Below are 21,018 nucleotides of genomic sequence, written 5' to 3' on the forward strand. Positions count from 1 at the left end.
AAGGGCTCTGCCCTTGCCGACGACCTGCGAAAACGTTGCTTGTTGAGCGGCAAGGGCAGAGCCCTTGCCCTACGGAAGCATCGCTCATGCTACAATAATCCGAGCGATTCGCCGAGGACGCCGCCTGATCGCGGCGTCCTCGCTTTTAACCCCGATATTTTCGAGAAAGGCATCTGCTCATGAAAGCTCTCATTCCCGCGGCCGGCCTCGGCACGCGCTTCCTGCCCGCCACGAAGGCGCAGCCCAAGGAAATGCTGCTGGTGGTGGACCGTCCGGCCATCCAATACGTGGTGGAGGAGGGCCTGGCGTCGGCCGCCGACGAGGTCGTCATCATCAACAGCCGCGAGAAGAAGGCCATCGAGGACCACTTCAGCCCGAACCCGGAGCTCGTGGCAACGCTGCGCGCCCGCGGCAAGGACAAGTACGCGGACCTCGTGGAGCAGGTGGGCGACTACAACGTGAGCTACGTGTACCAGGACGAGGCGCTGGGCCTGGGCCACGCGGTGTACTGCGCGCACGAGAAGACGGGCGGCGAGCCGTTCTACGTGCTGCTGGGCGACGTGCTGGTGCCCGACAACAAGATGCTGCCGCGCATGCAGGAGGTGTCCGACGCCCACGGCGGGGCCAGCGTGATCGCGGTCATGCCGGTGCCGGACGACCAGGTGAGCCGCTTCGGCGTCATCGCGGGCGCGGTGGTGTCCGACGACGTGTGGAAGGTGGACGCGCTGGTGGAGAAGCCGGCGCTCGAGGACGCGCCGTCGAACCTGGCCGTGTTCGGCCGCTACCTGTTGAGCGCGCGCGTGATGGAGCTTCTGGCCGACGTCGAGCCCGGCGTGGGTGGCGAGATCCAGCTGACCGACGCGCTCGACGCCGTGCTGCGCGAGGAGGAGATGTACGCGCTGGTCATCGACCCCGCCGACGGCTTCGACACGGGTACCGTGGAAAGCTGGCTGGAAACGAACAACATCTTGTTCGCGCGGAAGAACGGGTAGGAGCGAGCGAACGGGTGCTTTGCATGAGGCATCCGTGACCGATGCTTGCGGCGCTTGCTTTTCGTTTCAGCGCACGCTACAATCCGATTCGACAGCAGCGCCCGCGCAACCGGGTGGTGCGGGTCAAGTGCTAAGCCGGGTTACTTGTCGAGGGCAGCCCGGCTTCTCCTTTTCTCCAACACCATTTGCCTAATTGCGTTTCCGGTTGTCATCCTGAGCGAGCGGAGCGAGTCGAAGGATCCCGCGCGGCGCCAGCCGGAGGCGCTTCGGCTGCCGCCGCGCGGGATCCTTCGACTCCGGCGGCTTTCGCCGCCTCCGCTCAGAATGACAACCTGGCCGGGTGCATGTCGATGCTGGTTTAACAGCGGGATGACAATCCGGGCTCGCTAATCCACCACGTTCTGCGGCTTGCCTTCCATGAATGCGCCCACGTTGGCGGCTACGGTGGCCAGCAGGCGTGCACGGGCCTCATGGGTGGCCCAGGCTATGTGGGGCGTCACCACGATGTTCTGGCCTTTAGCCTGCAACAGGGGGTTGTCGGGACGCATGGGCTCCGCCGACACGACGTCGGCGCCGAAGCCAGCCACCTTGCCCGAGCGCAGCGCGTCCACCACGGCCTGCTCGTCCACGAGCGTGCCGCGGGCCGTGTTCAGCAGGTACGCGCCGTCCTTCATCTTGGCCAAGGCCGTGGCGTTCATCATACGGTTCGTCTCGGGCGTTGCCGGCACGTGCAACGACACCACGTCCGCGGTGGCGAGGAGCTCGTCCAAGCTCACCTGCCGCACGCCGTCGCCTTCCAGCTCGGGCTTGGCCGAGCGGTTCTCGAACACCACGGGCATGTTGAAGGCGCGCGCGATGCGGCACACGGCTTGCCCGATGCTGCCCATGCCCACGATGCCGAACGTTTTGCCCGCAAGCTCCACGAGCGGCGTCTCCCAGAACGAGAAATCCTTGGCGCGCGTCCAGTCGCCGTCCATCACCAGGCGGGAGTGCTCGCCCACGTGCAGGCACAGCTCCAGCAGCAGCGCGAACGTCATCTGCGCCACGTCGGGCGTGGAGTAGGCGGGCACGTTCGACACGACCACGCCGGCGTCGCGCGCCGCATCGAGGTCCACCACGTTGTAGCCGGTGGACGTGAGCGCGATCATCTTGAGGCGCGGCGCCCAGGAAAGCGCTTCGGCGTCCCAGATCACCTTGCTGGACACGGCGATATCTGCTTCGGCCACTCGCGCCGCCAGCTGGTCGCGCGGCGTGCGGTCGTACACGGTGACGGTGCCGTAGCGCTCAAGCGCGTCCCAGCTCAGGTCGCCGGGGTTGTTCACGTATCCTTCGAGGATGACGATGTTCATGAGGAGCCTCCTGTTGCAGTCGGTGCAGAGAAGGCGATTCTAGCATGCACCCGGCGAACGGCTCGCGCTGCGGCGCGCGGTTGCCGATCCGGGGCGGTTTCGTCGGTTTTGGAATCGGGGGTCTTCGCAAGGCGAACCAACCCGAGCCCTGTCGACTGCGACTCCACAGAGGGCATGTCCCTATGGCAGAGATCGCATGTTATGAACGAAAAGAGCCGCAGCTAACTTTCAACGACCTGGGGTTTCTCCGGCAGACGGATGCTTGGAGGTCGAAAAATTGTTCATAACGTGCGATTTCTGCCATCGACTGCGAACTGCGCTGCCAAAGCGGCATCGACGTGGTCTTGGGCGACTCACTTGGCATGGGGGGGGGCGTCCGTTTCGTCGAAAGAGGCCATCAAAAAGGATCGGCCCGGCGAGAGGGGAGCTCGCCGGGCCACAAGGAGGGGGTGTGCGGTGTTCTTGGACACCGCTACTGCTTTGCAAGGGGTTACAAGCAGTGCAAGCTGAAAGGAGGGGAGCCTTTCGCTTGCAGGACCTATTATAAAAGTTGACCTTGAAGAACATATGGGCTGCACGTGCTCGTTTTGTCGACAAGAAGGGCTGAATATGACGATTCGGTAACGTCCCTCGTAGTCGGCCCCAAAAATCTCGGACGGGCGCAAGCATCGGCCAGGTGGGCGCTGTCGAAACCGGCATCGGTTGGGATGCGTCGTACCTTGCGCTGTGGGCGGCCGCTCGCTTCGCCCTTTCGACCCGATGTTTGGCAATCGGGACCGAAGGCGATCGTCGGGCTTTTATCAATCGCGTCGGTTTGCGAAGCGAGGTTGGCTCGGAAAAAGGATCGGCCCGGGGAGAGGGGAGCTCCACCGGGCCACAAGGAGGGGATGATGGCGCCTATTGGGCGCCACTTCTGCTTTTAAGGGGTTAAAGCAGATGCAAACTGAAAAGGAGGGGAGCCTTTCGTTTGCTGTCTCATAGTATAAAAGTTGACCTTGAAAAACATATGACGGAGGAGTGGCCGTTTTGTGAATTAGGGGGCGCGAATGTAACAATTATATGAACAACCTCGCCCTTCCGTCGACTTCGGGCAGCCGAGGTATGAAGCCGATGGGCGCGAAGCCGCTCCCGCGGGTGCGTTCCACGCCGTCGTTCCCATGTCGAGGGAGATTCGCGCGCGCGGAACGCGCGGCACCACGACGATGTCCGGGAACGATAAAGCACGGCAAGCAAGTCGCTCGTGGGTTCGGCGGTCAGATGCCCCTCGGGTTAGCGGTTCGTATCAAATAGATTACTAAACAACTCAGAGACCGCCCTTTGGCCTATAACCCCGATCTTGGGGGTTAAGGTGTGCGATGGATGCTGGAGAAAAGATCGGCCCGGGGAGAGGGGAGCTCCACCGGGCCACAAGGAGGGGATGATGCGGTGCTCTTGGACACCGCTACTGCTTTGTAAGGGGTACAAGCAGTGCAAACTAAAAGGAGGGGAGCCTTTCGCTTGCAGGGCCCATTATAGGGGCTCAGGTTGAAAAACGTATGGCGCAAGCGTGTTCGTCTTGTGCAGCGGCCGTGCATGGTCGGTGAATTGCACTCCCGCCCGGCAAGCCTGCCGCTCGCGGACGTACGGCCGCCGCTCGCGTGCCGGGGAAATTTCAGCTCGTGCGCGGATCCTTCGACTCCGGCGTTTCGATCGCTTGGCACCGAACGCGATCCGGCGCTTTTCGCCCTGCGGGCGGTCGACCGCCCCTCACGCCGTCGAACGGTCTGGGCGCGAGAATGCGAAGCGGGTCTTCTGTCGAAAGGTGCCGGATTTCGCTCCTTCGACCGTGCGCCGTGCGACGTTTTCGGTATCATGGACGGTGCCGAAGGAAAGGATCCCTCATGTCCGACATAGCGCTGCGCTTTCATAAAGACATGCTCGTGCTGTCTGCCCCCATCGCCGCCGTGCTCGCGCGCCAAGGCGTCGACGTGACGCGCGATCTGGAGTACCTGAACCTCATCGAGCCCGAGGCCGTGCGCGACGCGCTGCGCCTCGAATCCATCGCAGGCGCCCAGTGCATCGTCGCCAACACGGAGGGCATCGCCCCCGCGCGGCTGGCGCACCACGGCATGGAGGATCGCGCGGAAGAGCTGGCCCGCGCCGCGCTTGCGGCCGTGCAGGGGCTCAGGCCCCAGCATGTGCTGGCTGAGATTGGTCCGTGCGGGCTGCCCCTCGACGGCTCCAGCGCGGCGTCGCTCAACGAGAACCGCAGCCAGTACGCCCGCGCCGTTCGCGCGTTCGAAGGCGGGACGCTCGACGCCTTCCTGTTCGGTGGGTTCGCGAACCCCGTCGACCTCAAATGCGCGCTCATGGGCGCGCGTCAGGCGAGCGACCGGCCCGTGTTCGCGTCGGTCGACGTGGACGGCGACGGCCTCATGCCCGATGGGCGCACGACCATCGAAGAGGCGGCGTCGCTCATGGGCGAGTTCGGCGCCTCCGTGGCGGGCTTCTCCTCGGGCGCTCCGGTCGAGCAGGTTGCGGCGCTGGTCGAGCGCGTTTGCAGCACGGTCGATCTGCCCGTGCTCGTGCAGCTTCGCATCGCCGAGCGCGCTCCGAGGCAGGGTGCCCCCACGCCGGAGAACCCCTACTACTGCCCCGACGTCATGGTGGAGGCCGCCGCGCGTCTGCGTGCGGCGGGCGCGCAGTTCCTGCGTGCGGCGGGCGACGCCACGCCGGCCTACACCGGTGCGCTGGCGGCGGCCACCGACGGCTTCGACGTCGTCGCGCCTCGCGACGCTCAGCCGGTCGAGGAAGACGAGCCCGACTTCGCCGAGCTGTTGGCCGCCGCGCGCAGCAAATCGTTGTTCTCGTCGCGCGAGGAAGGGTAGGTCCCGCCATGCCCGCAACCGGATCGAACATCGAGCGCAGCCCGCACTACGGGGCGCTGCAGGACGTCGTGGACGGCCTGTTCGCCGGCGCCTCAGCCGACGATACGGTGCGCCGCCTGGACGTGGTGATAGCCGCGGAGGCTGCCGATCTGCCTTCCGACCTCATGGAGGTGGTCCAGCTGCTGCCGCCGGGCTCCTACACGCGGCAGCGTCTGTGCGACCAAGTGAACTCCTCCATAGGCGGCCACGCCTGGGGCCAAGTGTACGGCACGGTGGAGTAGCCTGTTCCGCGGAGGCCATGAAGGGGACAGTCCCCAATTGGGACATTCTTGGCTGCACGATATGTCCGCCTGGGATCGTCCCCCCCGTAGGGGCGCTCTCCAGAGCGCCCCTACGGGGGCTGTCCTTGTGGCGACCGTTTGTCTTCCGGCACACTTCCCCCCAACCTGTGAAATTCCTGTGACGGCCTTCGTGAATCACGAATGGAATCTAATTTGTAACAATTATCCCCCTTGTTTTCCGCGCCGCACCTCGGTACTATATGTCCACGCTAAAACGCGTCCCCACCACAACATGTTGTGGAAAAGGGGATAACAAGCGGTGGAAACTTTGGGTATAACTACAGCATAGCCACTGCTCGCAACCGAAAAACAACCAACGAAGACACGACTCAACACACGCAGAGAGGACTCGCAGCATGGTCACCACCATCATCAAGCGCGACGGGCGCACGGCGGAATTCAACGAGGGCAAGATCGCCGAGGCGGTGGAGCGGGCGTTCCAGGCATGCGGCGCCATGCAGGACCGCGCGGCCGCCGAGAGCATCGCGCAGCAGGTGGTGGAGAAGCTGGAGAGCGGCGCCATCGAGGGCGTGCCCACGGTCGAGGGCGTGCAGGACCTGGTGGAGGAGACGCTCATCGAGTCCGGTTTCGTGCAGACGGCCAAAGCCTACATCCTCTACCGCGCCGAGCGCAGCCGCTCGCGCGACGTGAACAGCCGCCTCATGCAAACGCTCAAGGACATCACGTTCTCGAAGGCGTCCGACTCCGACATGAAGCGCGAGAACGCCAACATCGACGCCGACACCGCCATGGGCACCATGCTCAAGTACGGCTCGGAGTCGGCCAAGCAGTTCTACGAGATGTGCGTCATCGAGCCGAAGTTCGCCCGCGCGCACCGCGAGGGCGACATCCACATCCACGATATGGACTTCTACACGCTCACCACCACGTGCTGCCAGATCGAGCTGAAGAAGCTGTTCAAGGGCGGCTTCTCCACAGGCCACGGCGTGCTGCGCGAGCCCAACGACATCGCCAGCTACGCGGCGCTCGCCTGCATCGCCATCCAGAGCAACCAGAACGACCAGCACGGCGGGCAGGCCATCTGCGACTTCGACTACGGTCTGGCCGAGGGCGTGAAGAAGACCTACCGTCGCCTGTACAAGAAGCACCTGGCCGAGGCGCTCGACCTGCTCACCGATATAGAAGACGCCCGCGCCTTCGCACAGGACGCCCTCGCGCGCGTCGAGGAGCGCACCGGCGTGTGGGCGTCGCTCGCCCTGGACGAGGGTTTCGGCTCCGCCCTGCGCGCCGAGCTGGCCGAGGCGGGCGTCGAGGATGCCGTGATCGACCGCGCGCTGGCCTACACCGCCAAGAACGCCACCGCCGACACCGACCGAACCACGTTCCAGGGCATGGAGGCGCTCGTCCACAACCTGAACACCATGCACTCGCGCGCCGGCGCGCAAACGCCGTTCAGCTCCATCAACTACGGCATGGACACGTCCCCCGAGGGCCGCATGGTGGTGAAGAACATGCTGCTGGCCACCGAGGAGGGCCTCGGCTCCGGCGAGACGCCCATCTTCCCCGTGCAGATCTTCCGCGTGAAGGAAGGCGTGAACTACAACCCCGGCGACCCGAACTACGACCTGTTCAAGCTGGCCATGCACTGCTCGGCGAAGCGCCTGTTCCCCAACTTCAGCTTCATCGACGCGCCGTTCAACGCGCAGTACTACAAGGGCACGCCCGAGACGGAGATCGCCTACATGGGCTGCCGCACGCGCGTCATGGGCAACGTGTACGATCCCGACCGCGAGATCGCACCCGGCCGTGGCAACCTGTCGTTCACGTCCATCAACCTGCCGCGATTGGCCATCCGCTCGAAGGGCGACCTCGACTTGTTCTTCGACCTGCTGGACGCGAAGCTGGCGCTGGTGGTGGGGCAGCTGGACGAGCGCTTCGAGATCCAGGCGCGCAAGAAGGTGTACAACGCGCCGTTCCTCATGGGGCAGGGCGTGTGGATCGACTCCGAGAAGCTGGCGCCCGGCGACGAGCAGCGCGAGGTGCTGAAGCACGGCACGCTGTCCGTGGGCTTCATCGGCTTGGCCGAGACGCTGGTGGCGCTCACGGGCAAGCACCACGGCGAGTCGCAGGCGTCGCAGAACCTGGGGCTCGAGATCATCGGCCACATGCGCGGCTACCTGGACAAACTCTCGCAGGAGCGGGGGTTGAACTACGGCCTCATCGCCACGCCGGCGGAGGGCCTGTCGGGCCGCTTCGTGCGCATGGACCGCGAGCGCTACGGCTCCATCCCCGGCATCACCGACCGCGACTACTACACGAACGGCTTCCACGTGCCGGTGTACTACGACATCAGCGCGTTCGACAAGATCGAGATCGAGGCGCCGTACCACGCGCTCACGAACGCGGGCCACATCTCCTATGTCGAGCTCGACGGCGATCCCACGGGCAACCTTGAGGCGTTCGAGGCCGTCATCCGCCACATGAAGGAGAGCGGCATCGGCTACGGCTCGGTGAACCACCCCGTCGACCGCGACCCGGTGTGCGGTTACAACGGCATCATCGGCGACGTGTGCCCCAAGTGCGGCCGCACGGAGGAGGAGCACGGCATGGCCTTCGAGCGCATCCGCCGCATCACCGGCTACCTGGTGGGCACCCTCGACCGCTTCAACGACGCCAAGCGCGCCGAAGAGGCCGACCGCGTGAAGCACCAGATGTAGTCCGGTTCCGCCGGCCTGCCGGCCGGCGGAACCCGCCGACGCTGCGAGGGGGTCTATGTTGTCATCCTGAGCGAGCGAAGCATTCGACAGCCCGGCGGGCTGTCGAACTCCCGAGCACGCGGAGCGGGCGCAGGGAGGCCCCGCGAAGCGGGGACGAAGGATCCCGTGCGGCGCCAGCCGCGGGGCTTACCGCTGGCGCCGCACGGGATCCTTCGACTACGCTCCCTTCGGTCGCTTCGCTCAGGATGACAACGTGCGCGTTGTCGCTTCGCGGCACCTCCCTGCGCTCGCTTCGCGTGCTCGGGAGTTCGACAGTCCACTGGACTGCCGAATGCTCAGGATGACAATGCTCTCGAAAGGTCCCTCTCATGACCCCACCCACCACCATACGTCTCTACGGTACGGCTCCGGACTCCATCGTCGATGGGCCGGGGCTGCGCTTCGCCGTGTTCGTGCAGGGGTGCACGCACGGCTGTCCCGGCTGCCACAATCCCGACAGCCAGCCGGCGTGCGGCGGCGAGGTGCGGGCGCTCGACGACCTCGTGGCCGAGATCGCGGCCAACGGCCTCGTGCAGGGCGTGACCGTCTCGGGCGGCGAGCCCTTCGAGCAGGCCGCCGCCTGCGCCGAGCTGGCGCGCCGCGTGCGCGGGCTCGGGCTGAACGTGTGGACGTACACGGGCTACCGCTACGAGGACCTGGCCGCGCTCGCAAACCGCGCGGCCGATGCCGGCGTCTCCGACGCAGCGTGCGATGCCGCGCACGACGCGGCCGCAGCCCCCACCCGTCTCTCGCTGCCCTCGGTGGATCCGGCCGGAGCGGCGGCCCTGCTCGCCGCCACCGACGTGCTGGTGGACGGCCCCTTCGTGCAGGCGCTCCATTCCTTCGAGCTGGCGTGGCGCGGCTCGTCCAACCAACGGTTGATTGACGTTCCCGCGACCCGCGCCACCGGGCGCGTCGTTTTATGGGACACTCACGAGGATTTCCCCGAAAAACCGGCTTCTTGGTAAAGGGGCGCACGCCATGCGATGTGCCCGCGCGCAACATGGTAGGATAGCGGCATGGAACAACTCGAGCACTACATCGACGGCATCGTGCGCATCGACTGGCTGACCACGGCCCTCTCGGCCGTTGTCATCTTGGCGGTCACGGCCGTCGTCGCGCGCCTCACCGTCCGCTTCATGCGCAAGATGCTGCACTTCAACGAGGAGAAGAACCTACCCTCCAGCTCCATCTTCGTGAACATCGCCCGCGGCGCCGTGTGGGTGCTGGGCGTGTGCATCATGCTGTCCACCTGCTTCAACGTGGACGTGAGCGCCGCCATCACCGCGCTCGGCATCGGCGGCATCGCCATCTCGCTCGGCTTCCAAGACACCATCGCCAACCTGATCGGCGGCCTGCAGGTCAGCCTGCTGCGCATCGTGAAGCCCGGCGACAACATCGAGGTGGGCTCGTCGTCCGGCGTGGTGAAGGACGTCACGTGGCGCCACACCACCATCAGGAACAGCAAAGGGGAAGAGGTCATCATCCCCAACTCCATCATCAACAAGACCGCGCTCACGCACCTGCCGCCCACGAACCAGGTGAGCCTGCCCATCGTGGTGGTCACGCCCGGTGAGCACCTGAACGACGTGGCCGCCGCCATCGAGCACGAGGCAGCCCGGGCGGCGGGCGAGGTGGCCAAGCTCACGAAAGAGCCGAAGCTGTCGTTCTCGGCCATCACCGACGGCGGCTACGTGGGCTCCATCACGTTCAAGGTGGCGGACAGCCGCACGAGCGCCCGCGCCGGCGATGCCGTGCTGCGGGCCGTCGCGCCGCTCACGCGGGCCGGTGCGCCCCAGACGGCCGAAAAGGTGCTCGAAGAGGCCGAGCGCGAAGCCCAAGAAGCGCACGCGGAGGCCGCCGCCAAGCCGAAGCCCAAGCCCAAAGCGAAGCCGAGCGGCAAGCAGGCCGCTTCCACGAGCCTGCGCAAGCGCATGGCGCGCATGTTCCACGCGAGCAAAGGGGGTCAGTCGTGAACGAGAGCCGACTCGAAGGTCCGGGACCGCTGCATCGATTGGACGGCGCGCTTTCCGCGTGCGGCTGGGCCACGCAGCTGGAGCTGTCATACGACCGCGCCCGCATCAAGGCGCCGCGCTGGCGCATCAAGGAATGGGATTACTACCTGGTGAACGACGGGGCCTACGCCGTGGCGCTCACGCTGGGCGACTTGGGCTACCTCGGGCTCGTCTCGGCGTCGGTCGTCGACTTCGAGCAGGCGGCCTTCAAGACCACGAGCGTCATCACGCCGTTTCCGCTCGGGCGCTTCCGCCTTCCCTCCACGTCGAAGGAGGGCGTGTCGAAGTTCGAGAACGGTCGCGTGGCGCTGCGCTTCGAGGCGGCAGACCGCGAGCGCCGCCTGCACGCGCAGTTCGCGAACTTCGACGGCAACGACGACCTCGTGTTCGACGCCGTGCTCTCCGACGAGCCGCAGGACACCATGGTTATCGCCACGCCGTGGGCGGAGGATCCGCTCGCGTTCTACTACAACCAGAAGATCGTGGCCATGCGCGCTCGCGGCAGCTTCAAGAAGGGGCTGCTCGTGCACGGGTTCGCTCCCGACGACTCGTTCGGCCTGCTCGATTGGGGGCGCGGCGTGTGGACGCGCGATAACACGTGGTACTGGGGCGTGGCACAGGGCTGGCAGGACGGGCGCGGCGGCTCGCAGCCGGGCTCGCACCGCTTCGGGCTGAACCTGGGCTACGGCTTCGGCGACACGTCGGCCGCCTCCGAGAACATGGCGTTCGTGGACGGCGTGGCGCACAAGCTGCATCGCGTGGATTTCGGCGTGCCCGAGAAGCCGGCCGCATCCGATGCGCGCAGCGTGGCCGACCGCTACGATTTGCTGGCGCCGTGGCACGTCACCGACGACGAGGGCCGCGTCGACCTCGCGTTCACGCCGCTGCTCGACCGGGTGGACTGCATCAACGCCCTTGTCGTGCGCACCGACCAGCACCAGGTGTTCGGCCGCTTCGACGGCACCGTCGTCCTCGACGACGGCACGCCCTTCCAGGTAGCGAACCTGCAAGGCTCCGCCGAAGTCGTGCACAACGTGTACTGACGCTTCGACAAGGGGCTGCCCCTTTCGGAGCGGGTAATTCCCGTAGGGGCGATCTCCAGATCGCTCGGCGCACAGGGCTCCCCACGGGAAAAACAATGCGGCGAGCGCACCGTGCGCTCGCCGCATGATCTCGATCTTCGCAAACCGCTCGCGCCGGGCGGGCAGCAGCCCGCCCCTACGGGGACAACCGTGCTCGTAGCGCGAAGGAGGCTCTACAGCCCTTCCGCCTCGAAGCGCTTCTTCAGCGCCTCCTGGTGGATGCTGTACTGCAGCGCCATCTCCTTGGCCACGCGGCCGCTCTTCACCAGGTCGAACAGGCTCTGGTCCATCGTGCGCATGCCCTCGGCCCCTCCGGCGGCCAGCACGCTGTCTATCTGGTGCGTCTTCTCCTCGCGGATGAGGTTGCGGATGGCCGTGTTCGTGACCATGATCTCGAAGGCGGGCACCACGCCGCCGTCCACCGTGGGCACGAGCTGCTGGGATACGATGGCCTCCAGCACCATGGACAGCTGCATGCGGATCTGGCGCTGCTGGGAGGCGGGGAAGGCGTCGATGATGCGGTCGACCGTGCCGGCCGCACCCGTGGTGTGCAGCGTGCTGAACAGCAGCTGCGCCATCTCGGCGGCGGTGACAGCCGTGCCGATGGTGTCGTAATCGCGCATCTCGCCCAACAGGATCACGTCGGGGCTCTCGCACATGGCCGAGCGCAGCGCCTCGCCGTACGTGGCGATGTCGGTGGGCACCTCGCGCTGCGTGACGATGCAGCTGCCGTGCCGGTGCACGTACTCGATGGGGTCCTCCATGGTGATGATGTGCCCCGAACGCTCGTGGTTCAGCTTGTCGATGATGCAGGCCAGCGTGGTGGACTTGCCCGCGCCCGCCGGGCCCGTGACCAGCACCAGGCCCTTCTGCAGCTTGGCCAGGCGCAGCACCTCGTCGGGGATGTGGAAGTCGGCCGGGTTCGGCAGGCCGAACGGAATAACGCGGATGACGGCGCCGAACGACCCGCGCTGGCGGAACACGTTCGCGCGGAAGCGCCCGATGCCCGAGATGGCGAACGAGAAGTCGTCGTCGTGGTTGCCGTTGTCCACGAAACGCTGCATGTCGCGGCCGCTCACCTCGTAGATGGCGCGCACGAACGTCTCGGTGTCGTCGGGCATGAGCGGTGCCGAGTCCAGGCGGATCTGCCGTCCGCTCACCTCGTAGGACAGCGGCAGGCCCGCAATGATGAAGATGTCGGACGCCTTCGCATCGACCATCTCCCGCAGCAGCTCTTCAAGTTTCATCTCATCGCTCCTATCGTGTTTGCGCAGCGCCCGACCACAGCGTTTCGCCTGCGCCGTTCTCCGTCCACAGCGTCGTTGCCTTCCAAGCCTTCACCACGTACGTCGCGTCGGCCTGTATGTCCAGCTCGACGGCGAGCGTGCGCCCGCTGTCGGCAGTGAATTCCGCGCGCACCGTCGCCCCGTCGCGCTCCGAGTTCGCCGGCAGCACCTTGTCGACGGCCGCGAGCGCCGCGTTCAAGCCGCCGCCCGCCGCGCACACGGGCGCGAGCGCCGCGTCCACGTCGGCCGTGAACTCCTGGGCGGCCCGCTCGTTGGCGTAGGTGTCGGCGGTGAAGTCCGCCTGCCGCTCGGCGGCCGCGTACGTGGCCTGCGCCGTCGTCACCGAAAGCACGGCCATGACGGCCAGGCACAAGATGATGACGAGGGCGAACAGGCTGATGGGGCCTATGCGCACCGATCCTCGACCGCGCGTGCTCATGCTCCGTCGCCTCCTTCGGCCGCGGCGCCGGTCGGCGAAGCCGAAGCCGCGCCCGCGCTACCGCCGCCCGCCGCCTTCGCCCCGCTCACGTAGCGGGCCGACTCCAGCCGGTACACCTCGGCGCCGTCGCAGGTCACCACGATGTCGGCGCGATACATCGTGCCGCCCTGCGTTCGCTCGGGCGTCACCTCGCACGTCACGACGTAGGCGCCCTCGGCGCCGGCCGCCTGGGCCAGCTCGTTGCCCGCATCGTCGAACGCGGTGCTCGTCGACCCCGCCTGCGGCGTTGCGGCGAACTCCTCCGCCGCGTTCGACGCCAGCAGCACGGCTTGCGTCAGCTGGCGCTCTTCCGCGCCGCGGACGTGCGCCGCGCCGAACAGCTGCATGAACACCGCGAGCGCGAACGCCAGAAACGCCAGCAGCACGAGGGCCTCCACCACGAACGCCGTTCCGTGCCAGGTGGTGTCGGTGCCTCTGCGGGCTGCGAGCAGGGTTTCCGTGCGCTTCTTCGCCATGCTAGGCACCTCCCCTCACGCTGCGCAGCGCCACTTGCACGCTGCCGTCGTCCGTCTCCACGGTGAGCAGCCCGTTCTCGTACGAGAACGCGAAGCGCTGCGACGCCACGATGGGGGAGGCCTTCTCCGGCGTGTAGGCCGCGTCGGCCAGCGCGTACTCTTCCACGATGGATCCCTGATAGGCGTAGATGCGCGTTTCGAACGTGCCGTTGTCCAGGCGCTCGGTCAGCACGAGCGAGCGGCCCTCGGGGCCCTGGCCCGCGCCCACCGCGTCCACGGCGTCGGCCGCGCGCACGCTGTTCGCGATGAGGCCCGTGGCGAGCCGCGACGTGTCGGCCTGCTCGCGCACGTCGACGAGCGCGCGGTACAACCCCGTGCCCGCCGTGATGGCTATGAGCAGCGCCACGATGAACAGGGCGAACAGCAGCACGGTGAACAGCCGGCCGAAGTTCTGGCCGCCTTCGTCGCGCTGGGCGACCCCTCTGCTCGTCAAAGCTTCCATAACGGAATCCTCGTCCTGCCCGGAAGGGCGCTCGCCCGTCATCGCGGCACCACCACGACGCTCGGCATGATGTTCTCGGCGAACACCTCGTAGGTGATCACGTAGTCGCTGCGGTTCACCCGCAGGCCGTACTCGTTTTCCAGGTGCTCGAGCGAGGAGGGGTAGGAGCCCTCTATGGCGCAGCACTGCTTCGCGCTGTCCAAGATGGCGTTGCGCACGGACACGGCGCCCTGCTCGCGCAGGTTCTGGTTGACGGCCCCCGCCGCGAACCAGCCGCCCACGACGAGCGCGATCGCCAGCACGAGCACGACGAGCTTCGTGCCGTGCCTGCGCTTACGTTGTTCTGTCGAACGCTCGTGGTACATGCGCTCCGCCTTAGCCTATCGATCCCATGATGCCGATGAGCGGCAGCATGACCGACACGAGCGTGGCCCCCACGGCCACGGTGAGGAACGCGGCCAGCGCCGGCTCCACGCCGTCGACCAGGCGGTCCATCTTCACGATGGCGTCGTCGAAGAACGTGAGCGACAGCCGTCCCAGCACGTCCTCCACGCTGCCCGAGCGAGCGCCGATGGTGAGCATGCGCGCGTACACGGGCTCGAACACGCCGCTGTCGGACACGGCCTGCGCCAGGCTCTTCGGCGCCGACAGGTCGAGCATGGCCTCGCGTGCTCCTTCGAGCTGACGCTTGAGGGAGCGGTGGTCCACCATGGACACGGCCTCCTTCATGGCCGTGTCGGTGTCGATGCCCGAGGCCACGTAGGTGGCCAGCGCCGACGTGAAGCGGCTCAGGGCCAGTTGGTACATGGTGTTGCGCGTGAACGGCAGCTTCTCGGCCAGGCGCATCATGCTGCGGCGCCCGCCCTCGCTGCGCATGGCCACGGCCATGACGAGCACGAGCACCGTGCACACGAGCGTGATGGCCAGGGCCACCCAGCCGATGCCGATGGACGCGCCCACCGTGTTGAACGACCCGGCCGCCAGGCTGCCCGACAGGCTCTCGTACACGTTCACGAACACGGGCAGGATCACGGCCACGGTGAAGGCCAGGATAACCGACATGACGCACAGCAGGGCAGCGGGGTAGACGATGCTCGAGCGCATCTTCGCGAACAGGCGGCCCTCCTCGTCGTAGTACACGGCCAGCGTGCGCAGCGTGGGCTCGAGGCGTCCCGACACCTCGCCCACGCCCACCATGTCCACCATGTGGCGCGGGAAACAGCCCGAGTCCTCGAGCGCGCTCGCCAACGTCTCGCCGCCGATGAGCCGCGCGTACACGGCGTCGCAGGCCCGCTTGAACGCGCCGTCCTCCATGTTGTCGCCCAGCAGGCTCACCGCTTCGTCGGTTTGGATGCCGGCGGCCAGCATGATGGCGACGCTTTCGCAGAACGCGCTTACGGCGCTGCTCTCGAGCACGGTAGTGGCCATTCTCATTCGCTCCTTGTCCGTTTTAGCGCTTTCTCATATCGTCTTCGATCCGCACTCAGTACGTGTACCGATCAGTGTATTCCTTTGCGTCGCCCACGTACTTCTCCGAGGCCCCGGCGGCGGCGAATGTCAGGTCGATGCGCGTCCACGTGTCGGCCTCGACGCTAACTTGGACGCTTTTCCAGCTTCCATCAAGATATACCAAATTCCACGCATGGTAAATATTATCTGGGGAAACGTACCCGGTGATGATCTTCGTGGGAATTCCTTGACTGCGCAGCATGGCGGCGCCCAGGCTCACGTAGTCGAAGCAGATGCCGGTTCCCTCGGCCATAGTGGCGTCCGGGCTGGGCACATAGCCCGTCGCGTCGGCCAGCCGTTCGGCCTTCGCGGTGTCGTAGGTTATGTTCTGGGAGATCCACGTGTATATGTTGCGCAACACGTCGCCTTCGTTCTGGGCGTCGGCGGAAAGCTCGTTGGCCTTCGCCACGCACACGCTGTCCGCGTCGTAGTCGCAGTAGACGTTGGGGCGCAGGAACGGCTCGAACTCGCTGTCGAGGGTCACGTCGATGGACACGCTGTTGATGGGCACGTAGCTGTTGCCGCTCGTGTTCTGCATGACCTCCACGTCGTAGGAGCCGTCGCCCAAGGTGAGGGGCGCCGCGATGGGCGTGCCGTCGCTGGGCAGGTCGTAGTTGCGCTTCACGTCGTCTTTGACGATCAGGAGCTTCATGCGGCTGGTGTTCTGGGCCGAAGCCGTCACGTAGCCGAGCGACGCGTTCGAGACGTCTATCAGGCTGTCGTGGTCGGCCACGGCGGCGTCGGCGTTGAAGGGGGACGTGGCCAGGGGCGGCCGCTCGAAGGCGGGACCGCTTGTGGAGCCGCTCGCGGAGGCGCCGGTGTCGCCGGATGCCGTGCCGCCATCCGATCCGCCGCACCCTGCGAGTGCGATCAGCGCAAGGGCCAGCGCGGCCGCGAGCGCGACGGCAGAGGCGCGGCGCGCGGCCGTCGCCAGACGGGCTCTGCGTGCGCCGAAGCGTTCCACGGACGGTCCTTCTGTCGGGTTCTGTCGAGGCGCCGCCCTGCGGGCGGGCCGTCGGCTTTCGCTCATTATAGCGTGTCCAAAACCATGTCCCTTTGCGCGTTTCGCACGTCCACAATGTCATCCCGAGTCGGCGGGGCGGGTTCCTCCCCGCGTCGCTCGAAGCGGGGAGGGAGGGCCCCTCCCTGGGCTGTCCCGGCGGGCGCTTTCTGCCCCGTGTCCTCCGAACGGGGGCCGAAAGCCGCATCGGAGGGACTTCCTCGCTTTCTGCGAAGGCGAGCGGGGAAATTCGCGGCGCAACGAACGGATGCTTTTCCGGCACGAACGAGCGGGCGAACCGGTGCTCGACCGATTGGCATTCAACTTTTAGGTTGAAAGAAAAAAGCAACGTTGACATGGCCTTCACGATTGCCATGCAGCCTTTCAGCACTTATGGAAAATCAAGTGAAAACAAGGTAAAACAGTCGATTGAGCAACCCCGGTCATTCGAAATGCGACTGTGATTGTGTTAAAATACAAATTGGATTGGGCCCTTTTCTATTGCAGGGCTCGACCTACCACGTCAAGAACGCACGCCAGCATGTCAGAAAACGTATGAGCGAATCTAATGCAAGTGACCTCCAAGAAGGGCGGGCGTCGCCATATAGGCGCACCCACAAGGATTCGGTGATACGTATGAGCATGTTTGAGAAACTTTGCGACGCGAAGAACACGTTTGAGGGCAAGGCGCTGGCCGTCTTCATGGCCGTGGTGATGGCGTTCTCCCTGAGCAACCTCACGTCGTTCGCGAACGCGACGGAGGGGGACGCTTCGTCCGAGACCCCCGCGGCGCAGGACGCGTCGAACGACGCCGCCGGCAACGAGGCTGCCGAATCCACTCAAGCGGGCGACCCCGAGACGGCCGCGCCGGCCGAGGAGCCGGCCGCACCCGTCCAAGGCGAGACGACCGCGCCCTCCGTCCAGTCGCCCGCGCCCTCGACCGACCTGCCCACCGCCGAGCCCGGCGTGGCCGTCGTCGGCCTGGACTTCGAGCACGCGTACATCAAGTACCTGGACCAGGACCTCAAAGCGCCCCTCGCGTCCTTCAACGCGCCTTTGAACAAGGAGCTGGCGTTCACCGCTCATGCCGACACGGGCTATGAAATCGACAAGGTGAAGACCGTCGTCAACGGTGCCGAGACCGAGCTGGCCGCCGACGAACAGACCGGTGAGTACAAGGTCCCCGCCGACCTCGTGACCAGCAACCTCACCATCAAAGTGGAAGCCAAGGCCGCGGAATCCGAATCCCCCGCGCCCGAGGACTCCTCCGCCACCCCCATAACCTCCGACACGAAGATCGAGGCCGGAGAGGACGCTGCAAGCAACGATGTCGAAAACGCCGTCGAGGACGAGGACGTCGTCAAGGTCGAGGCCGACGTGAGCAATCCCGCGTTCGAGGGCTACGCCACCGCCGGCAACGTGCTCGTGAAGGTCACCGCCGCCGCGGGCGTGCTGCCCGAGGGCGCGACGGTGCAGGCCGCTCCGGTCGAGCGCCAGGATGTCGTCGATGCCGTGGCCGAGAAGGTGGAGAACCAGGGCAAGACCCTCGAGAGCGCCACGGCCATCGATGTGACCCTGCTCGACAAGGATGGCAACGAGATCCAGCCCAACGGTGCCGTGAACGTGTGCTTCTTCGACGTTGGCGTCGAAGGCGAAGAGGTCGGCGTCTACCGCGTCTCCGACGATGCCGCGACGGTCGAGACCGTCGGCGCGCGCCAAGCCGACGCCTCCGTGCAGAGCTTCGACGTCGACCACTTCACCATCTACGTGATCGCCGGTTCCGAAGGCGAGCAGACTGTCGAGAAGGCCGGGTCGTTCAAGACTATCTTGCAGGGCGAAACCATCAAGCTGACGAGCAAGAACGACGACGGCACCGAGTACTACGAGACCGGAGACCATGCGTGGACGGTGCTGTCCGGCGGCGAGGATGTGGCCGAAATCGCGGGTACCCGCGATGCAACCTTGGAAGTGAAGGGCATGGGCCTGGGCACCATGACGCTGGCTCATTCGTTCAAGTACCGCACGGAGGCAGGCGGCAAGCTCGTGTCCGCCGTGGAGTCCGTTCAGGTGACGGTTATCGGCGGCCTCCCAGTTGACGTCGAGTTCCTGGATTCGGCGAACCAGGTTGTCAGCACGGACCAAGCGAACATCGAGCCGGGGATGCTCGAAAGCCATGCTCCCGAGTATTCCGACTACGCGTTCCTGCGCGCCGTCGTGCGCGACGGCTCGGAGGACACGCCCATCACCAGCGCCGAAGGGCGCAGCGAAGGCGTCTATTACGCGGTAGAAGGCGATTTGAGCCAAGGCGTGGGCTTGCGGCTGGGCGAAAGCGAGAAGATCGTGCTCCAGTACCGTGCGCTGGGCAACGACGTGGTAGTGAAGTACACGACGTCCGGTGCCGACAACGTGGAGGGTAACGAAGTCGTGGGCTTCCCCTCGACGGCGACACGTGGCGGCGATTTCTCCTTCCGCGTCGACACGGCCCGCGGCTACAAGAGCGTGGTCACGCTTGGCGGTGTCGCGCTCGAGCCGTCCGGGAGCACGTACACGGTGACCAACGCGGCTGCCGGCATGGTGGTCGATGTTGATTTCAAGGCGCTCGAGACGGTCACGTTCGACCCCGGGGTGTTTTGCGATACCGGCTACAAATATCTTTACAACTCCCCCTCTAATCCGCGCTTCAACGGTGCGAATCTGAATTCCCAGACGCGTTCTATAGGCTCCGAAGGTGCGGAGTTCAATTTCAGCTTCGAAACATCTAGCAGGGGCGGCGTTACGTGGCAGATCGACTCGTTTAACATCAACGGCGTGTATTTGAGCATTCCTCATCGCGATAGGATGGAAACGTCGGAGAAGACGACGCTCTATTCAGATGGAACGGGTGCCTGCGTCGCTACGCTCTCAGTGACGAGCTACGGTACCGTCAACTACTACAACCTGAAAATCACGGGGGCCAAAGAGGATTTGCGCATCGAGGCCGCCAACTTGAACAACGTGACATGGACCGAAGTTGTCCCCTTCGCCACCGAGGGCATCGATTTTTACACGAAGAGCCCCCATGAGGGAAGCACGGGTTTGAACGAGCCGTACGCCACCTCCGGTGGCGGGCGCCCCTCCTTCGAATTCGGCCTGAAAGAGGGCTATGAGAATCTGAACGTGGAGATGCTGGCGTTCAAGTCCGACAGTTCGGCGGTCTCCATTTCGGACTTTGAGCTTCCGACGTATTCTGGAGGCCGAACAACTGTCTCAACCGGTGGTTGGTGGTGGGAATCCGCCGAGCTCGCTACTATTGAGAATCTCGGTGAGGGCCGATATCTTATCAGCTATAATGACTCCTCTTGGTTCGGGAGCAGCGGCGTGACGCTCCAGTTCCTCAAGCTGTCGTGCGAGCGCAAGACCTACGGCGTCACCTACAGCGCCGGCGAAGGATCCGGGAGCATCGTGGATAGCGCCTCCTACGATGTTGTGGACAACAACATCGCGGTGGTGACGAACGCTTCGCCCACGGCTCCTGAAGGCAAGTTCTTCTATGGTTGGAAGCTCGATGGCGACGCGTCCGGCAAGGTTTACTACGCAGGCGACAAGGTCGATTTCAGCGACCAGGCCGTCCAAGGCCTTTTGAAGGGCGACGGCACTATCGGCTTTACCGCCCAATACGCATCCGATCTCGCCGCCGGCGAGTCGGTGCCGGTCGAGGTGGAAGTGTACCTGCAGAACGATAGCGGTGCTTTCGATCTCGATACGGGCAAGTCCTTCACCGTCAAGGGCATCATGGGGAAGAGCCTCTCTTATCTGAACGTGCCCACGTACGACGGCTACGTGTTTATCGATGCCAAATCCAACACAACGGTGTCGGTCGACGGCAAAAACAAGATCGCGCTGTACTACGGCAAGGCTTTCTCCGGACAAGTCACGTTGGACGATTGGACGTACGGCGACAATCCCAAGGCTGAGCATTCCTTCGTTCTGGGCGGCGATTACGCGCAGCCTACCTATTGCTACAAAGCCGCAGACGCCTCGGACGATTCGTACACGAGCGAGAAACCGACCGATGTCGGCGCTTACGTGGTGAAGGCTGTCTGGGCCGCTACCGACAACTGCCCCGAGATCTTCGCGACTGACGACTTCTCCATCGGCAAACGTGCGGTCTCGCTCACCGGCGAGTCCGCCGAGAAGGTCTACACCGGCCAGAGCCAGACCATCACCGGCATCACCTCCGAGGGCCTGCTGCCCGGCCACTACGTCGAGGGCCTGACCTACGCCGCCACCGGCACCAACGTTGGCGACTACGACGGCGCCTTCGCCGGCGCCCCGGTCATCAAGGACGCCGACGGCGCCGACGTCGCCGCCAACTACAACGTGACCACGACCCCGGGCAAGCTGACCATCACCGCCTCCGAGATC

General features: G+C 65.4%; 16 protein-coding genes. 8 read left to right on the forward strand and 8 right to left on the reverse strand.

Annotated features, from left to right (window positions below; translation table 11 throughout):
• Positions 1-179 precede the first annotated feature (179 nt).
• The gene (locus HCH03_RS03670) at positions 180-992 is read left to right on the forward strand and encodes a UTP--glucose-1-phosphate uridylyltransferase (protein ID WP_221688376.1); all 813 of its coding nucleotides are present in this window, start codon (positions 180-182) and stop codon (positions 990-992) included.
• Between the two features lie 386 nt (positions 993-1,378).
• Here the strand turns inward: HCH03_RS03670 and HCH03_RS03675 are convergent, their stop codons facing one another.
• Entirely contained in the window at positions 1,379-2,341 is a 963-nt protein-coding gene (locus tag HCH03_RS03675) for a D-2-hydroxyacid dehydrogenase (protein ID WP_221688377.1), read from the reverse strand.
• Between the two features lie 1,880 nt (positions 2,342-4,221).
• Here HCH03_RS03675 and HCH03_RS03680 point away from each other — a divergent pair.
• From HCH03_RS03680 to HCH03_RS03705, 6 genes are all read left to right on the forward strand, one after another.
• On the forward strand, positions 4,222-5,208 hold the full coding sequence (locus tag HCH03_RS03680) for a homocysteine S-methyltransferase family protein (protein WP_221688378.1): 987 nt from the start codon (positions 4,222-4,224) through the stop codon (positions 5,206-5,208).
• Between the two features lie 8 nt (positions 5,209-5,216).
• On the forward strand, positions 5,217-5,489 hold the full coding sequence (locus HCH03_RS03685) for a hypothetical protein (protein WP_221688379.1): 273 nt from the start codon (positions 5,217-5,219) through the stop codon (positions 5,487-5,489).
• Positions 5,490-5,905: 416 nt separating this feature from the next.
• On the forward strand, positions 5,906-8,227 hold the full coding sequence (locus HCH03_RS03690; protein WP_221688380.1) for an anaerobic ribonucleoside triphosphate reductase: 2,322 nt from the start codon (positions 5,906-5,908) through the stop codon (positions 8,225-8,227).
• Between the two features lie 368 nt (positions 8,228-8,595).
• Positions 8,596-9,234: a 4Fe-4S single cluster domain-containing protein gene (locus HCH03_RS03695; protein ID WP_221688381.1), complete on the forward strand. Its 639-nt coding sequence runs from the start codon at positions 8,596-8,598 to the stop codon at positions 9,232-9,234.
• A 51-nt stretch (positions 9,235-9,285) separates the two neighbouring features.
• Positions 9,286-10,242 carry a mechanosensitive ion channel family protein gene (locus HCH03_RS03700; protein WP_080144573.1) on the forward strand — a complete coding sequence of 319 codons (957 nt, stop codon included), beginning with the start codon at positions 9,286-9,288 and terminating at the stop codon, positions 10,240-10,242.
• Positions 10,239-11,324: a DUF2804 domain-containing protein gene (locus HCH03_RS03705; protein WP_221688382.1), complete on the forward strand. Its 1,086-nt coding sequence runs from the start codon at positions 10,239-10,241 to the stop codon at positions 11,322-11,324. The genes HCH03_RS03700 and HCH03_RS03705 overlap by 4 nt, the downstream gene beginning before the upstream one ends.
• 212 nt (positions 11,325-11,536) lie before the next feature.
• Here the strand turns inward: HCH03_RS03705 and HCH03_RS03710 are convergent, their stop codons facing one another.
• From HCH03_RS03710 to HCH03_RS16745, 7 genes are read right to left on the reverse strand one after another with little or no spacing between them, the layout of a single operon-like run.
• Complete coding sequence (locus tag HCH03_RS03710; protein ID WP_221688383.1) at positions 11,537-12,610, reverse strand: type IV pilus twitching motility protein PilT; 1,074 nt, start codon at positions 12,608-12,610, stop codon at positions 11,537-11,539.
• 10 nt (positions 12,611-12,620) lie between these two features.
• A complete protein-coding gene (locus tag HCH03_RS03715; RefSeq protein ID WP_221688384.1) occupies positions 12,621-13,088 on the reverse strand; it encodes a S4A5 electrogenic sodium bicarbonate cotransporter 4 in 468 nt (155 codons plus the stop codon).
• The gene (locus HCH03_RS03720; protein ID WP_221688385.1) at positions 13,085-13,603 is read right to left on the reverse strand and encodes a hypothetical protein; all 519 of its coding nucleotides are present in this window, start codon (positions 13,601-13,603) and stop codon (positions 13,085-13,087) included. Before HCH03_RS03720 ends, HCH03_RS03715 begins: the two co-directional genes overlap by 4 nt.
• A 1-nt stretch (position 13,604) precedes the next feature.
• Positions 13,605-14,105, reverse strand: coding sequence for a DUF4860 domain-containing protein (locus HCH03_RS03725; protein WP_221688386.1), 501 nt, complete (start codon positions 14,103-14,105; stop codon positions 13,605-13,607).
• Positions 14,106-14,143: 38 nt separating this feature from the next.
• Positions 14,144-14,470 (reverse strand): hypothetical protein, encoded by a 327-nt coding sequence (locus HCH03_RS03730; RefSeq protein ID WP_221688387.1) that lies wholly within the window; start codon positions 14,468-14,470, stop codon positions 14,144-14,146.
• 10 nt (positions 14,471-14,480) lie between these two features.
• Positions 14,481-15,533, reverse strand: a complete 1,053-nt coding sequence (locus HCH03_RS03735; protein ID WP_080144580.1) for a type II secretion system F family protein — start codon at positions 15,531-15,533, stop codon at positions 14,481-14,483.
• Between the two features lie 55 nt (positions 15,534-15,588).
• On the reverse strand, positions 15,589-16,578 hold the full coding sequence (locus tag HCH03_RS16745; RefSeq protein WP_221688388.1) for a transglutaminase-like domain-containing protein: 990 nt from the start codon (positions 16,576-16,578) through the stop codon (positions 15,589-15,591).
• Between the two features lie 672 nt (positions 16,579-17,250).
• Here HCH03_RS16745 and HCH03_RS03745 point away from each other — a divergent pair.
• On the forward strand, positions 17,251-21,018 hold a 3,768-nt coding region (locus tag HCH03_RS03745; RefSeq protein WP_221688389.1), incomplete at its 3' end, for a hypothetical protein.

The organism is Gordonibacter massiliensis (ex Traore et al. 2017), from assembly GCF_019731765.1.
Taxonomy (GTDB): domain Bacteria; phylum Actinomycetota; class Coriobacteriia; order Coriobacteriales; family Eggerthellaceae; genus Gordonibacter; species Gordonibacter massiliensis.

Bases quoted from the DNA above. Each gene is read 5' to 3' on its own strand.
- HCH03_RS03715 (WP_221688384.1), bottom strand. From the start codon at position 13,088: ATGAGCACGCGCGGTCGAGGATCGGTGCGCATAGGCCCCATCAGCCTG.
- HCH03_RS03680 (WP_221688378.1), top strand. From the start codon at position 4,222: ATGTCCGACATAGCGCTGCGCTTTCATAAAGACATGCTCGTGCTGTCT.
- HCH03_RS03725 (WP_221688386.1), bottom strand. From the start codon at position 14,105: ATGGAAGCTTTGACGAGCAGAGGGGTCGCCCAGCGCGACGAAGGCGGC.
- HCH03_RS03685 (WP_221688379.1), top strand. From the start codon at position 5,217: ATGCCCGCAACCGGATCGAACATCGAGCGCAGCCCGCACTACGGGGCG.
- HCH03_RS03730 (WP_221688387.1), bottom strand. From the start codon at position 14,470: ATGTACCACGAGCGTTCGACAGAACAACGTAAGCGCAGGCACGGCACG.
- HCH03_RS03735 (WP_080144580.1), bottom strand. From the start codon at position 15,533: ATGGCCACTACCGTGCTCGAGAGCAGCGCCGTAAGCGCGTTCTGCGAA.
- HCH03_RS03700 (WP_080144573.1), top strand. From the start codon at position 9,286: ATGGAACAACTCGAGCACTACATCGACGGCATCGTGCGCATCGACTGG.
- HCH03_RS03670 (WP_221688376.1), top strand. From the start codon at position 180: ATGAAAGCTCTCATTCCCGCGGCCGGCCTCGGCACGCGCTTCCTGCCC.
- HCH03_RS03675 (WP_221688377.1), bottom strand. From the start codon at position 2,341: ATGAACATCGTCATCCTCGAAGGATACGTGAACAACCCCGGCGACCTG.
- HCH03_RS03695 (WP_221688381.1), top strand. From the start codon at position 8,596: ATGACCCCACCCACCACCATACGTCTCTACGGTACGGCTCCGGACTCC.
- HCH03_RS03690 (WP_221688380.1), top strand. From the start codon at position 5,906: ATGGTCACCACCATCATCAAGCGCGACGGGCGCACGGCGGAATTCAAC.
- HCH03_RS03720 (WP_221688385.1), bottom strand. From the start codon at position 13,603: ATGGCGAAGAAGCGCACGGAAACCCTGCTCGCAGCCCGCAGAGGCACC.
- HCH03_RS03710 (WP_221688383.1), bottom strand. From the start codon at position 12,610: ATGAAACTTGAAGAGCTGCTGCGGGAGATGGTCGATGCGAAGGCGTCC.